We start from the raw sequence: 20,324 nt of genomic DNA, 5'->3' as shown, positions 1-20,324 counted from the left end.
CGCTTTCATGGCAGAAAAAACCATCATTCACACGGACAAGGCCCCAGCGGCCATCGGCACCTACTCCCAGGCAGTGAAAGTAGGCGACACCGTCTACCTTTCCGGCCAGATCCCGCTGGATCCGGCCACAATGGAGAAAGCCGGTGAGGACTTCGACAGCCAGGTGGTACAGGTGTTTGAAAACCTCAAGGCGGTCTGTGAAGCCGCCGGCGGTAGCCTGCAGGATATCGTCAAGCTCAACATCTTCATGCTGGACCTGAGTAACTTTGCCAAGGTCAATGAGGTGATGGGCCAGTATATCCAGGCTCCCTACCCCGCCCGTGCCGCCATCGGCGTAAAGGAGCTGCCCAAGGGCGTGTTGGTGGAGATGGACGGCGTCATGGTGCTGTAACGCCCCGCCGAACATCCTTTGAACCGGGGGCCCTGTGCCCCCGTTGTTGTATTCGTGAACCCAGAATCGAGCACACCATGAGCCCCGAACGTCTTGCCCGCATCAACGCCATGCTGGATAACCGTCAACCTGACCTCACCGTTTGCCTGGAACATATCCATAAGCCCCACAACCTCTCGGCGGTGATCCGCACCGCCGATGCGGTAGGCGTGACGGATGTACACGCCATCTGGCTGGCAGAAAGTGGCCGCATCTCCAACCACAAGGCCTCCGGCTCCGGCCAATGGGTGGATGTACGCAGTCACACCAGCACGGCCGACGCCGTCAACCACTTCCGTGATCAGGGGATGCAGGTGCTGGTCACCAATCTCTCCGAGGATGCCGTCGACTTCCGCGATATCGATTACACCCGCCCGACCGCGCTGATGATGGGTAACGAGCGCGACGGGATCAGCGCCGAGGCCCTGGGGTTGGCGGATCAGCAGATCATCGTGCCCATGGTCGGCATGGTTCAGTCCCTCAACGTTTCTGTCGCCGCGGCGCTGATCCTTTATGAGGCCCAGCGTCAGCGTCAGCAGGCGGGCTGCTACGGGGTTCGCACTCTAGATCCGGTGCGTTGTCAGCGCCACCTTTTTGAGGGTGGCCACCCTATCTTCGCCAAGATCTGCCGACAGAAGGGGCTGCCCTACCCCCACATCGATGACCAGGGCCAGATCCAGGCCAGCGAATCCTGGTGGCAAAAGATGCAGATGAGCCAGCGCGCCTGGACCCACCTGGACGATTGAGCCTGCAGACCGCCCCCCCTCCGGCGGTCTGTTTCGGCCTGAATCCCTCCACCACCGCACCACAGTGTTCAGATTTGCTACATATCCCTACACTTTCCGTTAAAAGTCTGTTTATTTATCTACTGGTTAGACCCGTTTTTACTAACCGGGCCCGGCGCTGACCGCCATACTTGGGCACAGCCAAGGGGGGAGCGCAATCCGCCCCTGCCCAAAGAGAGGCCTGTTCAAGGCCCGACGGACGATAACAGACTTGGAGAGACGCATGTCCCACCCGCTCAACATGCCACTGGATATGCTGGATCACTGGAGCCAGCTGCAACCCAATCAACCCTTCCTGCGCCAGCCGCGGGAGCGCCAGCTTCATGACCTGACCTGGAGCGAGGTGCACGATCAGGTCTACCGGCTGGCCGGCGCCCTTCGGCAGCTGGGGCTCCAGCGAGGCGATAAGATCGCCATCCTGTCGAAAAACTGCGCCCAGTGGTTCATCGCCGACCTGGCCCTGCAGGCGGGAGGGTTCATCTCCATCCCCATCTATCCGACCGCCAACGAGGATACCGTCCGTTACGTCCTGCGACACTCCGGTGCCAAGGCGGTATTCCTGGGCAAACTGGACGATCCGGCATCCCAGGAAGCCGCCATTCCCGACGAGATATTGCGCTTTGATCTCTCCTACCCGACCCTGCCGGTGCAGTACCGTTGGGATCAGCTGCTGACCATGAGTGCGCCGCTGGAGGAGATCCGCCCCCAGCTCGACGATGTGATGACCATCATCTACACCTCGGGCTCCACCGGCAGCCCCAAGGGCGCCATCGAAACCTACCGCGCCTTCAGCTGGGCCGGGCGGGCGGTGGCCAAACACCTGGGAGCAGACGAAAAAGATCGGGTTATCAGCTATCTGCCCCTAGCCCACATTACCGAGCGGGTCTACATCATGGGCTCAAGCTACTACACCGGCATGACCGTCTACTTCGTGGAATCGCTGGACAGCTTTGTCGAGGACGTCAAGGTCGCTCAGCCCACCTTCTTCCTCTCGGTGCCCCGGCTTTGGACCCTGTTTCAGAAAAACATCATCGACAAGGTGGGCCGCAGCAAGCTGGCACTGTTGATGAAGTTGCCGCTTATCCGTGGCCTGGTGGCGCGCAAAATCCGCACCCAGCTGGGGCTCGCCAGCGCCAAGGTTCTAGGCTGCGGCTCGGCACCGGTCTCTCCGGCCCTGCTGCACTGGTACCGGGAACTGGGTATGGAGATCACCGAAGCATGGGGTATGACCGAAAACAGCGCCTATGCCACCCTCAACCTGCCTTTCCGGGCCGATAAAATCGGCAGTGTCGGCACCGCCGGCACCGAGTGTGAAGTAAAGATTGGCGATAACCTGGAACTGCTGTTCAAGAGCCCGGGTCTGTTCAGCGGCTACTACCAGAATGACGAGGGCACGGCCGCGGTCTTTACCGAAGATGGTTTTTTCCGCACCGGTGATCAGGCCGAAATCGATGAAGATGGCTATGTCACCATCATCGGCCGGGTGAAGGACAACTTTAAATCGGCCAAAGGCAAGTACGTAAGCCCGGTGCCTCTGGAGCGCAAGTTCGCCCAGGACAGTCATATCGAGCTGGTCTGCGTCATCGGCTCCGGTGCCCCCTACCCGGTGGCGCTGGTCCAGTTGTCGGAGGGGGCCGCCCTGTTGCCCCGGGAGCAGGTCAAGGCCTCACTGCTGGAGACACTGCGACTGGTCAACCGCTCGCTAGAGTCCCACGAGGTGGTGGGTGGCATTCTGGTGGTGCAGGAACCCTGGACAGTGGAGAACGACGTTCTTACGCCGACCTTGAAGATCAAGCGGCACATCCTGGAGCAGCGTTTCGGCGAGACCATCAGCACCATGCGCAACGAGGCGATCCTCTGGGAAGCGGACTGATCACAGCGTCCCCCTGAGATAAGGGGCTGATCCTTAAGTCACGGGCTGCTATTATCTGGACAAACATACAGTGATCAGAAGGCACCCGTGACCGCTCTCGCCCCCATGGACTCCCTGGCCCATCAGCCCATCACCCAGCTTAAGGGGGTGGGTGACAAACTGGCGGAAAAGCTCGCCCGGCTCGGGATCCGAACCATCCAGGATATGCTGTTTCACCTGCCGCTGCGCTACGAAGACCGGACCCGGATCTGGCCCGTGGCGATGGTGACACCGGGGCAGCATGCGACCATCGAGGGCGAAGTGGTCAGTAGCCATGTCAGCTACGGCCGCAAGCGGATGATGACGGTCAAGCTGGTGGATGCCAGCGGCCCGGTCACCCTGCGCTTTTTCAACTTTGCCCTGGCACAGAAAGAGAGTTTCCGCACCGGTGCCACAGTGCGGGCCTTCGGTGAGGTTCGGGCCGGCCTCAAGGGCCTGGAGATCATCCACCCTGAATACCATGTCCTGGGCGAGCACACCCATCCCCTACTGGAACAGAGTCTGACGCCGGTCTATCCAGCGACTGAAGGACTCAAACAGGCCAGCCTGCGCAAGCTGTCCGAGCAGGCGCTGCAGACTCTACAACACACTCCCCTGCAGGAACTGCTGCCCGAGGGACTCTATCCGAACCAAATTCCCCTGTGTGACGCCATCCGCCTCATCCACCGGCCACCGCCGGAGATCAGCATCAGCACACTGGAAGCCGGCGAACACCCGGCCCAGCAGCGCCTGGTGCTGGAGGAGCTGCTGGCACAGAACCTGTCGATGCTGCAGATCCGGGCCAAACAGGGCGGCCATAGGGCGCTTTCACTGACCATCAATGCGGACCTGGAACACCCCTTCCTCACCGCCTTGCCCTTTTCTCCCACTGCGGCCCAACGCCGCGTCGTGGATGAGATCCGCACCGACTTGGCCCGGCCAGAACCCATGATGCGACTGGTACAGGGCGATGTGGGCTCAGGTAAGACCCTGGTGGCCGCCCTGGCTGCCCTTACGGCCATCGGCCAGGGTTACCAGGTGGCATTGATGGCTCCCACGGAGCTGCTGGCGGAGCAACATGCCCTGGCGTTTTCTCGCTGGTTCAATCCACTGGGCATCGAAGTCGCCTGGTTGGCGGGCAAACTCAAAGGGAAGGCTCGGGAGGCCACCCTGACGGCGATCCGCAGCGGTGAGGCCAAGATGGTGGTGGGAACCCATGCCATCTTCCAATCGGCGGTGGAGTTTGACCACCTGGCCCTGGCCATCGTTGATGAACAGCACCGTTTCGGCGTCCATCAACGCCTTGAGCTGAGGGAGAAGGGCCAGAAAGCGGGCCGCTACCCTCACCAGTTGATCATGACCGCCACCCCCATCCCTCGAACGCTGGCGATGACCGCCTACGCCGATCTCGATGTTTCGGTGATCGACGAGTTACCCCCTGGACGCACCCCCATCACCACGGTTGCCATCGGCGACAGCCGACGGGGGGAGGTGATTGAGCGGGTGCGTCAGGCCTGTGCCGACGGACGCCAGGCGTACTGGGTCTGTACCCTCATCGACGAGTCGGAAGTGTTGCAGTGTCAGGCGGCGGAGGAGTGTGCCAGCGAGCTGACCGAATCCCTGCCTGAGATCACCGTGGGTTTGGTCCACGGTCGCATGAAAGCGGACGAAAAACAGCAAGTGATGGAGGCGTTCAAGTCCGGAGCTCTGCAGTTGCTGGTGGCCACCACGGTGATCGAGGTGGGGGTGGATGTGCCCAACGCCAGCCTGATGATCATCGAAAACCCCGAACGCCTGGGCCTTGCTCAGCTGCACCAGTTACGTGGCCGGGTAGGCCGCGGTTCGGTCGCCAGTCACTGTGTCCTGCTCTACCACCCGCCACTGTCGAAAACAGCCCAGGCCAGGTTGGGGGTGCTTAGGGAGAGCAACGATGGCTTCCAGATCGCCCAGCGGGACTTGGAGATCCGCGGCCCCGGCGAGGTTTTGGGTACCCGTCAGACCGGCCTGGCCGAACTTAAGATCGCCGACCTGGTTCGCGACGGCCACCTCATTCCCCAGGTTCAGAGGCTGGCCCAGCACCTAATGCAGCGCCATCCCCAGTGCGTCGATGCCATCATCGGGCGCTGGCTCTCTGGGCGAGAAATCTACGGCCAGGCCTGAGCGCTGGCTAGCCACAATCAACACCGGCCACTATGCTGAAAAGAGGCCATAATGCATATTGAGATCAAGAAGATGGGTATCCCTGATGAATCAAAATGATGACACGCAAAGTCGCTCCCGGCTCAACCAGTTTGCCCTGATCCTGGTGCTTCTGGTGGTGATCGCCTGTGCCGCAGGCTGGTACTTTTTGGTCCAAAATTCGGATATGGCCGAGCCGGAACCGGTGACCGAGGTGGCGCCCGTCACCCTGCCGGAGGAGCCGCTGCCGGTGGCCCCGCTGCCGGAGCCGGAACCCGAGGTACTGCCGGAAGCGGATCCCGTGCCATCGCCGGAGCCTGAATCCGTTCCTGAGCCGGAACCCCTGCCCAGTCTCGACAACAGCGATCCCTTTGCCCAGGAGCAACTGCAAACCATTGCCGATGGCATGCAGATCGATGAAGCCCTGAAGCCGGACAACCTGGTACGGCGCCTGACGGTGTTTATCGACAACCTGGCCAGCGGCGAGGTGATGCGGCAGCAGGGGCCGTTTGAACCTCTGGAGCAGGAGTTTATCGCCCTCGAAGTCAACAACAGCCTCTATTTGGATCCCGCTGGCTATCGCCGTTATGACAAGTACGCCGACTTCATCGAGCAACTGGACGTTGAGACTTTGTACCGCACCTTCGAGCGCACCGAGCCGCTGCTGGAAAGTGCCTACCAGGAGCTGGGATACCCGGCGGGGCAACTGCGCAGCGCCCTCATCGATGCCATCGATCTGCTGCTGCGGGCACCGGAGTATGAGCAACCACTGCTGCTGGAAAGTCACAGCGTTAACTATCGCTATGCCGATCCGCAGGTTGAAGCATTGCCCGATGCCCACAAGCTAATGATCCGCATGGGTCCGGACAACACCCGTAAAGTGAAGTCCTTCCTACGTCGGTTCAAGGAGCTGCTAGAGGGGTGATCGCGTCGGGGCCCGCCCTTGGGCAGGCCCCGATTCAATCTAACTGCGCGGCAACACCACGAAGCGGCCCTGGAACCGGGCCTCCTCGCCGATGGCCACCGTCACTGGACAAACCGCTTTTTCTCCCCGCGCCAGGGGCGTCAGATCCCATTGAACCGGCAGGCTTCGACTTTGGGGAAGCCCCCGAACCGGCCGGCGATAGTGGATCTGCCCCTCGGCCAACACGATATCACCACTCAATCCCGCTTCTTCCAGCGCCAACCAGACCCGGCCCCACCCGGTCAGGGTTGCCAGGCTGTAGAGGCTGCCGGCAAATGCGGTTCCGTGCAGGTTTTTGTTCGCCTCGGTATCCGCCCGGGTCAGGAGAGAACCCTCCTCAAATGCCACCGCCTCTATGCCCATAAAACGGGACAGGGGAATGGTTTCATGCCAAAGGGCTGTCAGGCGACGCAGTGAACAGGACCCCATCCGCTCAGACCTGTAAGGAGAAGGTAACCGGACCGTCATTGCAGAGAGAGACCTGCATATCGGCGCCGAAGCGGCCGGTTTCCACCGCCACACCCTGGCCGCGGCAATAGGCGACAAAAGCCTCGTACTGCTGTTCAGCCACGCTTGGGTGGGCGGCGCAGGAGAAGCTGGGACGCAGCCCCTTGCGGGTATCTGCTGCCAGGGTGAACTGGCTTACGACCAACAGGCTGCCGCCGATATCACGCACACTCAGGTTCATCTTATCGTCCTGGTCCGCAAACACCCTGTAGTTCATCACCTTGTCCGCCAGCCGTTTCAGCTTATCGCTGTCATCCTGCTGCTCCACCCCCAGGAACACCAGCAATCCCCGGTCGATAGCCCCAACAGCGTCACCGCAGACCTCCACCTTGGCATGGTGCACCCGCTGGATCAGTGCGATCATCCTTCGTCCTCTCGCTACCACAAATGAGCGTTATGATCCGTTCTCGTCGTCCGCTTCGCAAGCGAGAGCGGACCAATACTCAGGAATGGCGGCGGTGATGGCCGCCCCCGCGAGCACGATCAGCCAGGAGAGATACACCCAGAGAAATAGGATGGGAATGGTGGCCAGGGCCCCGTAGATCGCCTCATAAGAGGGGAAGGTGGTGACGTACCAGGCAAAGCCCTTTTTACTGGCTTCGAACAAAAGTGCGGCCATAAAGGCCCCGCTCAGTGAGTGAGCGATTCTGACCCGGGTGTTGGGTACCAAGGTATAGAGCAAGGTAAAGGCCGCCACTGACAAGAGCAAAGGTAAGCGACTGATGAGAAACGCGTAGAGGCCGGAGAATCCGCCGTCGGTAAACAGCTCTAGCGAAACAACGTAAGAGGTGACCGCGATACTGGCCCCCATCAGGATGGGCCCCAGGGTGAGGATCATCCAGTACAGAGAGAAGGAGTACACCCAGCGCCGCTGGGAGCGAATGGCGAAGATCCGGTTCAGGGCCTTGTCGATGTTGGAGATCAGCATCAACGCGACCAGGGCCAGGAACAACACACCGACCGCGGTCATCTTGGAGGCGTTGCCAACGAATTCCGTCAGGTACTGCTGCACCGTATCTCCGGCGGCCGGAACGAAATTCTCGTACACAAAGCTCTCCAGTTTTCCCCTAGCGTTCTGGAAGCCCGGAAAGGCGGAGAACACCGACAGCACCACCGCCATCATAGGCACCAGAGAGAGCAGGGTGACGTAGGCCAGATGGCCTGCGGTGATCTGCAGGCCAATCTCCTGACTACGCTGCCAGCAGAAGGGAATGAACCCCCAAAGCCGGCGCCAATCCGTTTCCCGCCATACCTGCTGCCACTTTGCTAACATCCTACTGCGCTCCCTTTTTTACTGCTGGTACCTCGACTTACATTAGGGCAACATTTCCAGAAACGGAGCCAAATTACAAAAAGTTTAGGAGTCAACATGCCCCAGGGTTCAACCGGCAATGTCCTTGCCGCCATCTGCAGCTTCTTCATTCCCGGCCTCGGCCAGCTGGTACAGGGACGCGTACTCGCCGCCCTGCTGTTTTTTGTACTCACGACCATCGGCTACGCCACCTACTTCCTGATTGTCCCCGCCATCATCGCTGGGATTATCCACCTCTGGGCGATCATCGATGCAGCCCGCTTCCGCCCCTCGGAGGCCCTATGACACGCTCTTCCTGGTGGATAGCACTCTGCTGCTCCCTGTTCACCCTGGTCGGTTGCCAGAGCGCCTACTATTCCGCCATGGAGCAAGTGGGCTACCACAAACGCGAAATTCTCGCTGACCGGGTGGAGGACGCCCGGGAAAGCCAGGAGGAGGCACAAGCACAGTTCAGCTCGGCGCTGGAGCAGATGAAAACTCTGGTGGCCTTTGATGGGGGTGATCTCGAAGCCGTCTATGACAAGGTCAGGGGCGAGTACGAGGATGCCAAGGACGCGGCGGAAGCAGTGAGCGACCAAATTGATGGGGTCAATGACGTGGCCGAAGCGATGTTTGATGAGTGGGAGCGGGAGTTGACGCAATACCAGTCTGCCAATCTACGCCGCACCAGTGAAACTAAGCTGCGGGAGACCCGCCAGCGATATGACAGCATGCTGACCGCTATGCGACAGGCCGAGGCCAAGATGGAGCCTGTGCTGCGTCGGCTCAAAGATAACGAGCTCTACCTGAAGCACAACCTCAACGCGGCCGCCGTTGGTGCCATCGGCCAGGAGTTTGACACGCTTGAGCGGGATATCGAACGGGTGATCGCCGAGATGAACCGCGCGATCGCCGAGTCCGACCGCTTCATCGCCTCACTGTAATACCTCGGCACCGCCGCAGCGGGCGACGGTGCCAAGATAAAGATCACCCCCACCTAGATGCTGATGCGCTCACTCCGCTTCGTCATCACACTGCCGATTTCCCATCCCGACCGTTATGCTTTACAGTGCGCCCGCCTTTAGACCAGACGATGGGACCACCATGACTGAAAAACGCCTTAACAAATTCATCAGCGAATCCGGCTTCTGCTCCCGCCGCGAAGCGGACGCCCTGATCGAACAGGGGCGGGTGACCATCAATGGCCGCCGACCGGAACTGGGCACCAAGGTCGGCCCCGGCGACAGCGTCGAGGTGGATGGTCGACCTATACGCGCCAGCGCCGCCGATAAGGGGGATCGCGTTTACATCGCCTACAACAAACCGATCGGCATCACCTGCACCACGGAGCGGGGCGTACAAGGCAACATCATTGATGCCATCGGGCACCGGCAACGGATCTTTCCCATCGGCCGCCTGGACAAGCCCTCCGAGGGGCTGATCTTCCTCACCAGCGACGGCGACATCGTCAATAAGATCCTGCGGGCGGAGAACGCCCACGACAAGGAGTACATCGTCACCGTCGATAAGCCGGTTTCATCCCGATTCGTAGAGCGGATGAGCCGGGGGGTCCCCATCCTGGGTACCGTCACCAAGCCCTGCCAAGTCAGCGTCGTGAGCAAGTTTGTATTCAAGATTATCCTCACCCAGGGGCTGAACCGGCAGATCCGGCGGATGTGCGAATACCTGGGTTACGAGGTCCAGGCGCTCAAACGAACCCGGATCATGAACGTCTCCGTCGAAGGGCTGCGTCCGGGCCAGTGGCGGGATCTCACCGCCACCGAGATGGCCGAGCTTAACGCTGCCGTCGCCCACTCCAGTAAGACGGCTGCGGAGGGCCATGTCCGCCCCGCCAAACGGATCAAGCCCGAAGGTGGCGAGCGCACGGAGAAGCGCCCCAGCGGCCAGCCCCGCCGTCCCGGCGGCATGGGAGAGGGGCGTGGAGTACTGGACGCAGATTCCCGGTCCGAGCAGGGGCGTGCGAGTCGGGGCAACAGCGGTAAAGCCCGACGCGATGACAAGGCCCCGGCCAAGACGCTGTACGTCAACCCCAACCAGGCAAAGACGGACCAGCCAGCCAAAAAGCCGGGCAAGAAAAAGCCCGGCGGCAGCACCCTGACGCTGAAGCGCAAAGGCTAAGTCCGACCAAATCGCTGCTGGGGTCGGGTTATAAATCCCGCACAACAAAAAGGGCACCCCGAAGGGTGCCCTTTTTGCGACTTGCCTAAGCTGGTTAGCCCTTGGCCTGGCGGCTGGCGCGCTTACGGTCGGACTCGGTCAGCAGCTTCTTGCGAATGCGGATGCTTTCCGGGGTGACCTCCACCAGCTCATCGTTGTCGATGAACTCCAGCGCCTGCTCCAGGGTCATCTTGATCGGCGGGGTCAGCACCTGGGCGTCGTCGGTACCGGAGGCTCGGACGTTGGTCAGCTGCTTGCCTTTCAGGGCGTTGACGGTCAGATCGTTGTCACGGCTGTGAATGCCGACGATCATCCCCTCGTACACCTCAGTACCGTGGCCCACCATCAAGCGGCCTCGCTCCTGCAGGTTGAACAGGGCGTTGGTCAGGGCCTTACCGGTGGCGTTGGCGATCAGGACACCGTTAACACGCTGACCGATCTCGCCGCCCTTGTGCGGGCCGTACTCGTAGAAAGTGTGGTAGATCAGACCAGAGCCGGAGGTCAGGGTCATGAACTCGGTCTGGAAGCCGATCAGGCCGCGGGAGGGCATGATGAAATCCATGCGGATCCGGCCTTTGCCGTCCGGCGCCATGTCGGTCAGCTCTGCCTTACGCAGGCCCATCTTCTCCATGATGGAGCCCTGATGCTGCTCCTCCACATCGATGGTGACGGTTTCGTAAGGCTCGTGCAACTCCCCATCAACGGTGCGCATGATCACTTCCGGGCGGGATACCGCCAGCTCGAAGCCTTCACGACGCATGTTTTCGATAAGGATACCCAGGTGCAGTTCACCCCGGCCGGAGACCTTGAACTTGTCCGGGTCGTCGGTCTCTTCCACCCGCAGCGCCACGTTGTGCACCAGCTCTTTCTGCAGACGCTCGAGGATGTTACGGGAGGTAACGTATTTACCTTCCTGACCAGCAAAGGGCGAGGTGTTGACCTGGAAGGTCATGGTCACGGTCGGCTCATCCACGGACAGGGCAGGCAGGGCTTCAACTTCGTGCGGGCAGCACACGGTGTCTGAAATTTTCAGCTCACCCAAGCCGGAGATGGCAATGATGTCACCGGCTTGTGCCTCTTCGACGTCGTGACGCTCCAGGCCCATGTAGCCCATCACTTTACCCACTTTCGCGTTGCGAACATTGCCGTTGGCGCACTCAATGGTCACCTGCTGGTTCACTTTCACTTTACCGCGGGCGATGCGGCCAACGCCGATCACGCCGACATAGCTGTTGTAGTCCAGCTGGGAGATCTGCATCTGGAAGGCGCCTTCCGGATCGGCCGCCGGCGGTGCCACTTCATCGACGATCGTCTGGAACAGATCGGTCATGTCCTCTTTCGTCACGCCTTCCTCGTTGGAGGCCCAGCCGTTCAACGCGGAAGCATACACAACCTTGAAGTCCAGCTGCTCGTCGGTGGCACCCAGGTTGTCGAACAGGTCAAACACCTGATCCATCACCCAGTCAGGACGGGCGCCGGGCTTGTCGATCTTGTTGATCACCACGATCGGCTTAAGGCCCAGGGCAAAGGCTTTCTGGGTCACGAAGCGGGTCTGCGGCATCGGGCCCTCTTGCGCGTCCACCAGCAGCAGAACGGAGTCCACCATGGACATAACGCGCTCTACTTCACCACCGAAGTCGGCGTGCCCAGGAGTGTCCACGATGTTGATGCGGTAATCGTTCCACTTGATGGCGGTGTTCTTCGCCAGGATGGTAATACCACGCTCTTTCTCGATGTCGTTGGAGTCCATGACGCGCTCGTCCAGGGCGACACGATCGTCAAAGGTGCCGGACTGGCCCAACAGTTTATCGACCAGGGTGGTTTTGCCGTGGTCAACGTGGGCGATGATTGCCACGTTACGCAAGTTTTCGATGCTCAAAGTGATCTCTCCAGGCAAAGGGGCATTAGGGAAGGGCCCGACCTGCCGTAGCAGCGGACCAATAGCAACCCCTTCGCGGGGTAAATTTTCGGCGGCGATTGTACTGTAAAGCGCCGCCCACTGCGACAGAAAGGATGGCCCAGCGGCAAGAAATTCTCCATTATGGGCCCTCGGAACGGGCGAGTACGGGAAAAGTACCCGCACCGAAACCGGGATCCGCAACCCGACCCGGGGCGCACACGCACCGCACCACAATGGTGCAAAGCGGTAATTCTGCGCCTCAATGTAGGGCAAGCCCTGCATCACGATGATCAGGGAATGGATAATTTTGTATATTTTTCAAATATATAAAAACTTGGCACAAGGATGGCTTAAGGCTGGCCATCATTCGTTGCCACTCGAATTTATGCCATTGGAGGCTTATAAGATGTCTGTCGAAAATGTATTGAAACTGATTGAAGAACACGACGCTAAGTTCGTTGACCTGCGCTTCACCGACACCAAGGGTAAGGAGCAGCACGTTTCCATCCCGGTAAGCCAGATCGATGCCGACTTCTTTGAAGAGGGCAAAATGTTCGACGGCTCCTCTATCCAGGGCTGGAAAGGGATCAACGAGTCCGACATGATCCTGATGCCGGACCCGTCCACCGCCGTGCTCTGCCCCTTCACTGACGTTGAAACCATCAACGTTCGCTGTGACATCATTGAGCCCGCGACCATGGAAGGCTACGATCGCGACCCGCGCTCCATCGCCAAGCGTGCCAAGTCCTACATGCAGTCCACCGGCATCGCCGATGACGTCTTTTTCGGTCCGGAACCGGAGTTTTTCCTGTTCGATGACGTGAAATACAAGAGCGACATGTCCGGCTCCATGTACTCCATCGATGCAGAAGAAGCGGCGTGGAACTCCGACAAGGAGTACGCGGAAGGCAACAAGGGGCATCGCCCCGGCATCAAGGGCGGTTACTTCCCGGTCTCCCCGGTGGATTCCGCCCAGGATATCCGCTCCGCCATGTGTCTGGTGCTCGAAGAGATGGGTCAGACCGTCGAAGCCCACCACCATGAAGTGGCCACCGCAGGCCAGAACGAGATTGCCACCAAGTTCAACAGCATCGTCGAGAAAGCCGATGAGCTGCAGGTGCTGAAGTACGTGATCCACAACGTAGCGCACGCCTACAATAAGTCTGCCACTTTCATGCCCAAGCCCGTTGTTGGCGACAACGGCTCCGGCATGCACTGCCACCAGTCTCTGAGCAAAGATGGCGTGAACCTCTTTGCCGGCGACAAGTACGGCGGCCTGTCCGAAACCGCGCTGTACTACATCGGCGGTATCATCAAGCACGCCCGTGCCATCAACGCCTTTGCCAACGCCTCGACCAACTCCTACAAGCGTCTGGTACCCGGCTTTGAAGCCCCGGTCATGCTGGCCTACTCCGCCCGTAACCGCTCCGCGTCCATCCGTATCCCCGTGGTACCAAGCCCGAAAGGCCGCCGCATCGAGGTGCGCTTCCCGGATCCGACTGCCAACCCCTACCTGGCCTTCTCAGCCATGCTGATGGCGGGTCTGGACGGCATCATCAACAAGATCCATCCCGGCGAAGCGATGGACAAAGATCTCTACGACCTGCCGGCAGAAGAGGCGGCTGAGATCCCGACCGTGGCCTCTAGCCTCTCTCAGGCGCTGGACTGCCTGGATGCGGACCGTGAGTTCCTCACCGCCGGTGGCGTATTCTCCGATGACTTCATCAACTCCTACATCAAGTTGAAGCGGGCCGAAGTTGAGCGTCTGGATATGACCACTCACCCGGTTGAGTTCGAGATGTACTACAGCGTGTAAGGCCCTTCGACGCCTTACTGCGGTGATCAAACCTGTGTACCCTCAATAAAAACAAAGTCGTTCACAGGCACTCTCAAAACCCACCCGGTGCCCGGGTGGGTTTTTTTCTTTGCAGGCAGACACTACACTCAGAGAAGCATCCGATGGCAAACTCTGGAGCTAAACCATGCGCCGTTTGTTTTTGATCTCCCTACTTTTTATTCCTTTATGTGGCACCGCCCAGATCTACAAGTGGGTGGATGAGAACGGCCAGGTTCACTACTCCGATAAGCCCCAGCCAGGGGCCGAGTCTGTTGCACTCAGCGAGGGCAGCACCATCTCCCTGCCCTCCCCGCCCCCGGTGACCCCCAAACCGGTGGAGGAGAGCGGCCCTGAGTATAAGATCGGGATCCGAAGCCCCTCGGAGGAAGCCACCGTCCGAGACAATAACGGTCAGCTTGGATTGGACATCAGCCTCGAGCCGGAACTGGCCGACGGCCACCGGGTGCAGCTGTTTCTCGACGGCGTTCAGGTCCGCACCCTCGGCGGAGGTGGCTCCTTCGCCCTGGACAACCTGGATCGGGGCGAACATCAACTTCAAGCCAAGGTGGTCGACAAAAACGGCAAAGTCCTTGCATCAAGCCCATTAAGAACCGTTTATCTGCATCGCCATTCGATTCTTATCCCGGCAAAACGCCCGCAGCCCAAGCCAACGCCCCGGGGGGCCATGCCGAAGTAAGCTGAGACTATGCACCCTTTTGGTGCAGTGCTATGGTGGTGCCAGATCGCACAAGCTAGCGAGAAGGATGCACCCCATGGGCTCAGCCCCTGACCCACAACTGTTAGATCACCTCTCCACCGCTGTGCTGCGGCTGGACCCGAATCGCCAGGTTCAGTACGCCAACATGGCGGCAGAGCAACTGCTCGGGATGGGCAGTCGCCGTATGCTGGGCTGCCCGCTGGAGACCCTCTACAGCCAGATCTCCGCCGATAACACGACACTGACACAGGCCCTGACCGGTGACCAGGGTCGCTCCCTGTATGCCCTGTCACTGCTGACCCTGGATAACCAGCATCACACCGTCGACCTGGCGTTCAGCCCCCTGGGGGAGGGCCATACCCTGATCGAGGCACGGGTTGTGGATCAACAGCACCGTATCAGTCAGGAGATACAGCAGTATGCCCAGCACCACGCTGCGCAACTTCTGGTGCGTGGCCTTGCCCATGAGATCAAGAACCCCCTGGGGGGACTGCGCGGGGCAGCCCAGCTGCTGGAGATGGAGCTGGCAACCGACGAACTCAAAGAGTTTACCGCCATCATTATCGAGCAGGCAGACCGACTGCGTAACCTGGTCGACCGGCTACTGGGCCCCCAGCATCCGGGCCAATGGCAGTTAGCCAACATCCATAAACTGCTGGAGCAGACCAGCCGACTCTGCCAACTCGAGAGCGAGCGGCCGCTGCAGATCGAGCGCGATTATGACCCCTCCATTCCCGATTTTTTGATGGACAACGAACAGCTGCAGCAGGCCCTGCTCAACATCCTGCGCAACGCGCTCCAGGCGATGTCTTCGCTGCCGGAAGGGCAACCCAGGTTGATGCTGCGGACCCGCAGCCAAGGAGCCGCCACCATTGCCGGCAAGCGCCATCGTCAGGTGGTGTCCGTCAGCATCATCGACAACGGCCCCGGGATCCCCAGTGCGCTGCGAGACACTTTGTTCTACCCCATGGTCACCGATAAAGCCGATGGCAGTGGCCTGGGCCTCTCCATCGCCCAGAACATCGTCAGCCAACACCAGGGACGGATCGAGCTGGAAAGCTGGCCAGGCCACACCGAATTCACCCTGCTGCTGCCACTCATCTTTGAAAAGGAGGCACCGTGAGCGAACAAGTCTGGATATTGGATGATGACAGCTCCATCCGCTGGGTACTGGAGCGCGCACTAAAACGGGCAGAGATAAGCTGCACCAGCTTCTCCCACCCTGAGTCCCTGTGGCAGGCGCTGGAACACAGCCAGCCCGAGGTTATCCTGTCGGATATCCGCATGCCCGGTACCGACGGACTCACGCTGCTGCAAAGGATCAAGAGCCAGCACCCTGAGCTGCCGGTACTGATCATGACCGCCCACTCGGACCTCGACAGCGCGGTCGGGGCCTACCAGGCCGGTGCGTTCGAGTACCTGCCCAAGCCCTTCGACATCGATGAAGCCCTGGCTCTGGTACGCCGGGCCCTGGAGCACAGCGCCAGCCGTACCCGTCGCACCCGACCTCAGCGCCAGGCGGTTCCGGAGATCCTCGGCGAGGCACCTGCAATGCAGGAGGTGTTCCGCGCCATCGGCCGACTGGCCCGCTCCTCCATCAGCGTGCTGATCAATGGCCAATCCGGCACCGGTAAGGAGCTGGTCGCCAGCGCCCTGCACAAGCACAGCCCCCGCGCCGACCACCCCTTTGTCGCCCTCAACATGGCGGCCATCCCCAAGGACCTGATCGAATCCGAGCTCTTTGGTCATGAAAAAGGGGCCTTTACCGGTGCCGGTGGGTTACGCCAGGGCCGTTTCGAGCAGGCCAACGGGGGCACCCTGTTCCTGGACGAGATCGGGGACATGCCCCTGGATGTGCAGACCCGCCTGCTCCGCGTGCTGGCAGACGGTCAGTTTTACCGGGTTGGCGGCCATCAGCCGATAAAGGTGGATGTGCGCATCGTCGCCGCTACCCACCAGAACCTGGAGTCCCGGGTTCGCGACGGGCTATTTCGGGAGGATCTCTTCCATCGCCTCAACGTATTCCGGATCCAGCTCCCACCGCTCAATGAGCGGCGAGAAGATATCCCGACGCTCGCCCGCCACTTCCTGACCAAGGCCGCGGAGGAGCTCGGCGGCGAGCCCAAGCAGCTCAGCAGCGAAGCGGAGAAGCGCCTCTGCCGTTTCGACTGGCCGGGCAACGTGCGGCAACTGGAAAATGCCTGCCGCTGGATGACGGTGATGGCGTCCGGACAGGCTATCCTGGAGACCGATCTGCCGCCGGAGCTCAACGCCGTGGCATCCCACCAGGAGACCGGCGACTGGACAGAACAGCTGGCACTCTGGGTGGGCCAGGCGCTGGAAGCGGGCGAGGAGGATCTCCTGGCACAGGCCCAACCCGCTTTCGAGCGCACCCTGCTAAAAGTCGCCCTGCACCACAGTCAGGGACATAAACAGGATGCCGCCCGCCTGCTCGGCTGGGGCCGCAACACCCTGACCCGAAAGCTCAAAGAGCTGAAGATGGAGAGTTAACACCGGCTTGGGCGAGCTACACCGGGTCCTGGTGTACGATGATATCGGCGTGGGGGAAGGCACGGCGGATACGCTGCTCCACCCCATCGGCGATGGCATGGGCGTCGCGCAGCAGCAGTTGGGCATCCAACTCCAGATGCATCTGCACACAGAGGGTATTGCCGGAAACACGGGTTCTCAGGTCATGGATCCCACGCACGTTGCCGTCCTGCTCCACCAGTTCCACCACTTTGAGCCGGATATCCGGATCCGCCTCCCGATCCAGCAGAAGCTGAACCGCTTCATGGCCCAACCCGGCTGCGCCCCAACCGATATAGAGCGCGATCACCACCGCAAAAGCGCCATCGGCCCATGCCATCCCCCACTGTGCCAGCGCCAGGGCCAACAGTACGGCACCGTTTAGCAGCAGATCAGAGCGATAGTGCAGGGCATCGGCGGCGATGGCGGTGGAGCCGGTAGCAGCCACCGCTCGGCGCTGTATGGCCAACAGCAGCAAAGTTGCCAGGATGGCGAAGAGGGTCACTCCGATCCCGAGGCCGGAGTGGCTGACCTCCACCGGCGAGAAAACGCGCTCAACACCGTGAAACAGCAACAGCATCGCCGAGCCGAGAATGAATCCGGACTGGGCCAGGGTTGCCAGCGGCTCCGCCTTGCCGTGACCAAACCGGTGGTGATGATCCGCCGGCTGCAGCGCCAGTCGAAGGGCGTAGAAATTCACCAGGGAGGCCATGGCATCCATCATGGAGTCGGTCAGGGAGGCCAACAGGCTAGCAGAGCCGGAAAGGAGCCAGGCCGCCAGCTTGGCCAGGATCAACACCACCGCCGTAGCCACCGAAGCTCGGGTGGCCAGGTGGATCCAGCGTTCATACTGCTTCGAGGCGTCAGAGGCAGGAGGGGAGGACATGCTGTCTCCAGTTGCAATAGTCCCTTTGATCCAGTGTATCAGCTCGTTGTGCAACGCGAGACGCAATGCCCTGGCTTCTCATCCGACATCCCCTTGCGCCAGGTTGCAGCTTGCTGTTGAGTTCATGCCCTGTCTCAGGCCTGCCTCTGGGGAGGGCGGGTACTTGCCTTTGCCCGCGGGCCAGAGTAAAACGGGCGCATCAGCGTCAGGAACCCCGTTTATGTTTGAAATTGCCCTCTATGAGCCGGAGATCGCCCCCAACACCGGCGCCATCATCCGTCTTTGTGCCAACAACGGCTGTCATCTCCACCTGATCGAGCCTCTGGGCTTCGACATGGAAGAGAAGAAACTGCGCCGGGCCGGACTGGACTACGCCGAACTCACCTCGGTCACCCGCTACCCGGACTACCCCGCGTTTCTCTCAGCGATGGCGGGACGGCGCATCTTTGCCCTCACCACCAAGGGCAGCCGTCCCCATACCGAGCCGAGCTACCGGGCCGGTGACGTGCTGCTGTTTGGCCCTGAGAGCCGGGGGCTGCCAGCGGAGGTGCGTGAAGCTATCCCCGCCGAACAGCGGATCCGCATCCCCATGCTCAAGGACGCCCGCAGCCTCAACCTGGCCAACGCCGTCTCCATCGTCAGCTACGAAGCCTGGCGCCAGCTGGACTTTGCCGGTGCCCTCTGAGCCGGCAAGTTGATACAATTAACCGGCATAACCCACCGCGAGAATCCACCATGTCACTGCAAGATCAACTGATGAAGGCGGGGCTTGTCAGCAAGCACGACGCCAAGAAAGCCAACAAGGCCAAACACCGCGCGCTGAAATCCGGCAAGAAGGTGGTCAACGAAGCCAAGGAGCTGGCTGCCAAAAAGAAGCTGGAACAAGCGGAAAAAGATCGCCTGCTCAATGCCGAGCGCAAGGCAGAGGCGGATAAAAAGGCGCTGCAGGCGCAGATCCGTCAGTTGATCACCAGCAATGCACAGCCTAGAGATCGCGGGGAGATCCCCTACAACTTTTCCGATCAGGGCACCATCACCAAGGTGTTTGTCACCGAAGCCCTGCAGCGTGGTTTGGTCAACGGTCAACTGGCGATCGCCAAGTTGGAGCAGAGCTATTACCTGATCCCCACCGGGGTGGCGGACAAGGTCGCCCAACGGGACGACAGCTTCATCGTGCTGCGCAACGACCGTAACACCCAAGCGGAACTGGACGAGGATGATCCCTACGCCGACTACCAGATCCCCGATGATCTGATGTGGTAACCACCCGAATTTTCAACGCCCGCGCATGCGGGCGTTGCTGTTTATGGGCTAGGGGGCGATCTCATACCAGCGCTGATCCAGGACAAAGGTGTCGCTGCCGCTCGCGGCTAAGGAGTGCCCAGGCTGGGGTCGAGTCGAGCACGCCGGAGCTGACGCAAAAGCTGAAGCCTAAAACGGCACCTTCATCGCCTGGCAGAGGAATCGCATAAAGGGTTCCGCCTCCCGGTAGACCGCCTCCATCCGATCCAGCAGCGCCTCGCCCAGCACTTCACCATCCTCCAGGCGGTGGATGGCGATGAAGTCCTTGCGCTTAATGTCCTCCAGCTGGGGATGGTCCTTGTCATAGCCCCGCGGCGGTCGAACCAGGCTGTCACCGGAAAGTTGGAAGCGACCGCAGAACGCCCCATCATCCCGGGCCGCCAGCCAGCGCAGCGGGGCCTGGTCGATGGCGGTCCGAATGGCCGCCAGGGCTTTGGGGTCAGGCCGCCAGGTGCCGACACCGAGAAAGCTGGCCCCCGGTTCAATATGCAGGTAGTAGCCCGGTGCATGCACGTCCTTGCCCAGATCATGACGAAACTGGATCCCCACGTTGGTCTTGATGGGGGTCTTATCTTTGGCAAAGCGGGTATCCCGGTAGGGCCGCATCAGGGACCCCCCCACCCGCTTCGCTTCCGCCCGAAAACGCGGAGCAAACTCCGCCAACCTAGGGGCGAAATTGGCGATCAGGTTAAGCGCCGGCTGCCGAACATAGTGTTCATAATCGGGCTTGTTGGCATGAAACCAGGTTCGCTCATTGTGGCGACGCAATTGAGTAAGAAACGCCAGGCTGGCGCTGTTGAAGTAGCCATTTTCCATGGGAGGAACCCTCCTTAGAGCGCTGGGGCGACTATGCTGTATCTACCTGAGCTTAAACCCTTTAGCGTCGTCAATAACCGGGAATATAGGCAACTAACTCATCTTCCAGAAC

20 protein-coding genes are annotated in these 20,324 nt (G+C 60.6%); 14 read left to right on the top strand and 6 right to left on the bottom strand.

Features of this window, described 5'->3' with window-relative positions; all coding sequences use genetic code 11:
* Positions 1-7: 7 nt before the first annotated feature.
* The 5 genes from ABD997_RS11440 (at position 8) to ABD997_RS11420 (ending at position 6,209) form a co-directional block, all read left to right on the top strand.
* A complete protein-coding gene (locus tag ABD997_RS11440) occupies positions 8-391 on the top strand; it encodes a RidA family protein (RefSeq protein WP_345317152.1) in 384 nt (127 codons plus the stop codon).
* Positions 392-468: 77 nt separating this feature from the next.
* On the top strand, positions 469-1,176 hold the full coding sequence (gene trmH / locus ABD997_RS11435; protein WP_345317151.1) for a tRNA (guanosine(18)-2'-O)-methyltransferase TrmH: 708 nt from the start codon (positions 469-471) through the stop codon (positions 1,174-1,176).
* A gap of 262 nt (positions 1,177-1,438) precedes the next feature.
* On the top strand, positions 1,439-3,088 hold the full coding sequence (locus tag ABD997_RS11430) for an AMP-binding protein (RefSeq protein ID WP_345317150.1): 1,650 nt from the start codon (positions 1,439-1,441) through the stop codon (positions 3,086-3,088).
* Between the two features lie 105 nt (positions 3,089-3,193).
* Positions 3,194-5,266, top strand: a complete 2,073-nt coding sequence (gene recG / locus ABD997_RS11425; protein WP_345317274.1) for an ATP-dependent DNA helicase RecG — start codon at positions 3,194-3,196, stop codon at positions 5,264-5,266.
* Positions 5,267-5,351: 85 nt separating this feature from the next.
* Positions 5,352-6,209: a DUF3014 domain-containing protein gene (locus ABD997_RS11420; protein WP_345317149.1), complete on the top strand. Its 858-nt coding sequence runs from the start codon at positions 5,352-5,354 to the stop codon at positions 6,207-6,209.
* 39 nt (positions 6,210-6,248) lie between these two features.
* Here the strand turns inward: ABD997_RS11420 and ABD997_RS11415 are convergent, their stop codons facing one another.
* Genes ABD997_RS11415 through ABD997_RS11405 form a run of 3 tightly spaced genes read right to left on the bottom strand, consistent with a single transcriptional unit; the run spans position 6,249 to position 8,028 of the window.
* The gene (locus ABD997_RS11415) at positions 6,249-6,677 is read right to left on the bottom strand and encodes a YiiD C-terminal domain-containing protein (protein ID WP_345317148.1); all 429 of its coding nucleotides are present in this window, start codon (positions 6,675-6,677) and stop codon (positions 6,249-6,251) included.
* A 4-nt stretch (positions 6,678-6,681) separates the two neighbouring features.
* Positions 6,682-7,119: a D-aminoacyl-tRNA deacylase gene (gene dtd, locus ABD997_RS11410; protein ID WP_345317147.1), complete on the bottom strand. Its 438-nt coding sequence runs from the start codon at positions 7,117-7,119 to the stop codon at positions 6,682-6,684.
* 30 nt (positions 7,120-7,149) lie between these two features.
* Positions 7,150-8,028: a virulence factor BrkB family protein gene (locus tag ABD997_RS11405; RefSeq protein ID WP_345317146.1), complete on the bottom strand. Its 879-nt coding sequence runs from the start codon at positions 8,026-8,028 to the stop codon at positions 7,150-7,152.
* A 96-nt stretch (positions 8,029-8,124) separates the two neighbouring features.
* On the opposite strand from ABD997_RS11405, the gene ABD997_RS11400 reads away from it, so the two are divergent.
* From ABD997_RS11400 to rluF, 3 genes are all read left to right on the top strand, one after another.
* Positions 8,125-8,352, top strand: coding sequence for a hypothetical protein (locus ABD997_RS11400; protein ID WP_345317145.1), 228 nt, complete (start codon positions 8,125-8,127; stop codon positions 8,350-8,352).
* Positions 8,349-8,990, top strand: coding sequence for a DUF2959 domain-containing protein (locus ABD997_RS11395; protein WP_345317144.1), 642 nt, complete (start codon positions 8,349-8,351; stop codon positions 8,988-8,990). Before ABD997_RS11400 ends, ABD997_RS11395 begins: the two co-directional genes overlap by 4 nt.
* 160 nt (positions 8,991-9,150) lie before the next feature.
* Complete coding sequence (gene rluF, locus ABD997_RS11390) at positions 9,151-10,185, top strand: 23S rRNA pseudouridine(2604) synthase RluF (protein WP_345317143.1); 1,035 nt, start codon at positions 9,151-9,153, stop codon at positions 10,183-10,185.
* A gap of 94 nt (positions 10,186-10,279) precedes the next feature.
* Here rluF and typA read toward each other — a convergent pair whose 3' ends face one another.
* Positions 10,280-12,103: a translational GTPase TypA gene (gene typA / locus ABD997_RS11385; protein ID WP_345317142.1), complete on the bottom strand. Its 1,824-nt coding sequence runs from the start codon at positions 12,101-12,103 to the stop codon at positions 10,280-10,282.
* Positions 12,104-12,530: 427 nt separating this feature from the next.
* Here typA and glnA point away from each other — a divergent pair, with 427 nt between their 5' ends.
* From glnA to glnG, 4 genes are all read left to right on the top strand, one after another.
* Positions 12,531-13,940 (top strand): glutamate--ammonia ligase, encoded by a 1,410-nt coding sequence (gene glnA, locus ABD997_RS11380; protein ID WP_345317141.1) that lies wholly within the window; start codon positions 12,531-12,533, stop codon positions 13,938-13,940.
* 166 nt (positions 13,941-14,106) lie between these two features.
* Entirely contained in the window at positions 14,107-14,658 is a 552-nt protein-coding gene (locus tag ABD997_RS11375; RefSeq protein ID WP_345317140.1) for a DUF4124 domain-containing protein, read from the top strand.
* 76 nt (positions 14,659-14,734) lie between these two features.
* Positions 14,735-15,802: a nitrogen regulation protein NR(II) gene (gene glnL / locus ABD997_RS11370; protein WP_345317139.1), complete on the top strand. Its 1,068-nt coding sequence runs from the start codon at positions 14,735-14,737 to the stop codon at positions 15,800-15,802.
* Positions 15,799-17,190, top strand: a complete 1,392-nt coding sequence (glnG, locus tag ABD997_RS11365; protein ID WP_345317138.1) for a nitrogen regulation protein NR(I) — start codon at positions 15,799-15,801, stop codon at positions 17,188-17,190. The genes glnL and glnG overlap by 4 nt, the downstream gene beginning before the upstream one ends.
* 16 nt (positions 17,191-17,206) lie before the next feature.
* Here the strand turns inward: glnG and fieF are convergent, their stop codons facing one another.
* A complete protein-coding gene (fieF, locus tag ABD997_RS11360) occupies positions 17,207-18,094 on the bottom strand; it encodes a cation efflux pump FieF (protein ID WP_345317137.1) in 888 nt (295 codons plus the stop codon).
* Between the two features lie 220 nt (positions 18,095-18,314).
* Here fieF and ABD997_RS11355 point away from each other — a divergent pair, with 220 nt between their 5' ends.
* Both ABD997_RS11355 and ABD997_RS11350 read left to right on the top strand, forming a co-directional pair.
* Positions 18,315-18,779 carry a tRNA (cytidine(34)-2'-O)-methyltransferase gene (locus tag ABD997_RS11355; protein ID WP_345317136.1) on the top strand — a complete coding sequence of 155 codons (465 nt, stop codon included), beginning with the start codon at positions 18,315-18,317 and terminating at the stop codon, positions 18,777-18,779.
* A 50-nt stretch (positions 18,780-18,829) separates the two neighbouring features.
* Complete coding sequence (locus ABD997_RS11350; protein ID WP_345317135.1) at positions 18,830-19,357, top strand: DUF2058 domain-containing protein; 528 nt, start codon at positions 18,830-18,832, stop codon at positions 19,355-19,357.
* A 168-nt stretch (positions 19,358-19,525) separates the two neighbouring features.
* Here the strand turns inward: ABD997_RS11350 and ABD997_RS11345 are convergent, their stop codons facing one another.
* Positions 19,526-20,212 (bottom strand): DUF2461 domain-containing protein, encoded by a 687-nt coding sequence (locus tag ABD997_RS11345; RefSeq protein WP_345317134.1) that lies wholly within the window; start codon positions 20,210-20,212, stop codon positions 19,526-19,528.
* Between the last annotated feature and the right edge of the window lie 112 nt (positions 20,213-20,324).

It is taken from the genome of Ferrimonas gelatinilytica, assembly GCF_039544205.1.
Lineage (GTDB): Bacteria > Pseudomonadota > Gammaproteobacteria > Enterobacterales > Shewanellaceae > Ferrimonas > Ferrimonas gelatinilytica.
Note: the sequence above shows the minus strand (reverse complement) of the source record. Positions and strands in the feature narration are given on the sequence as shown.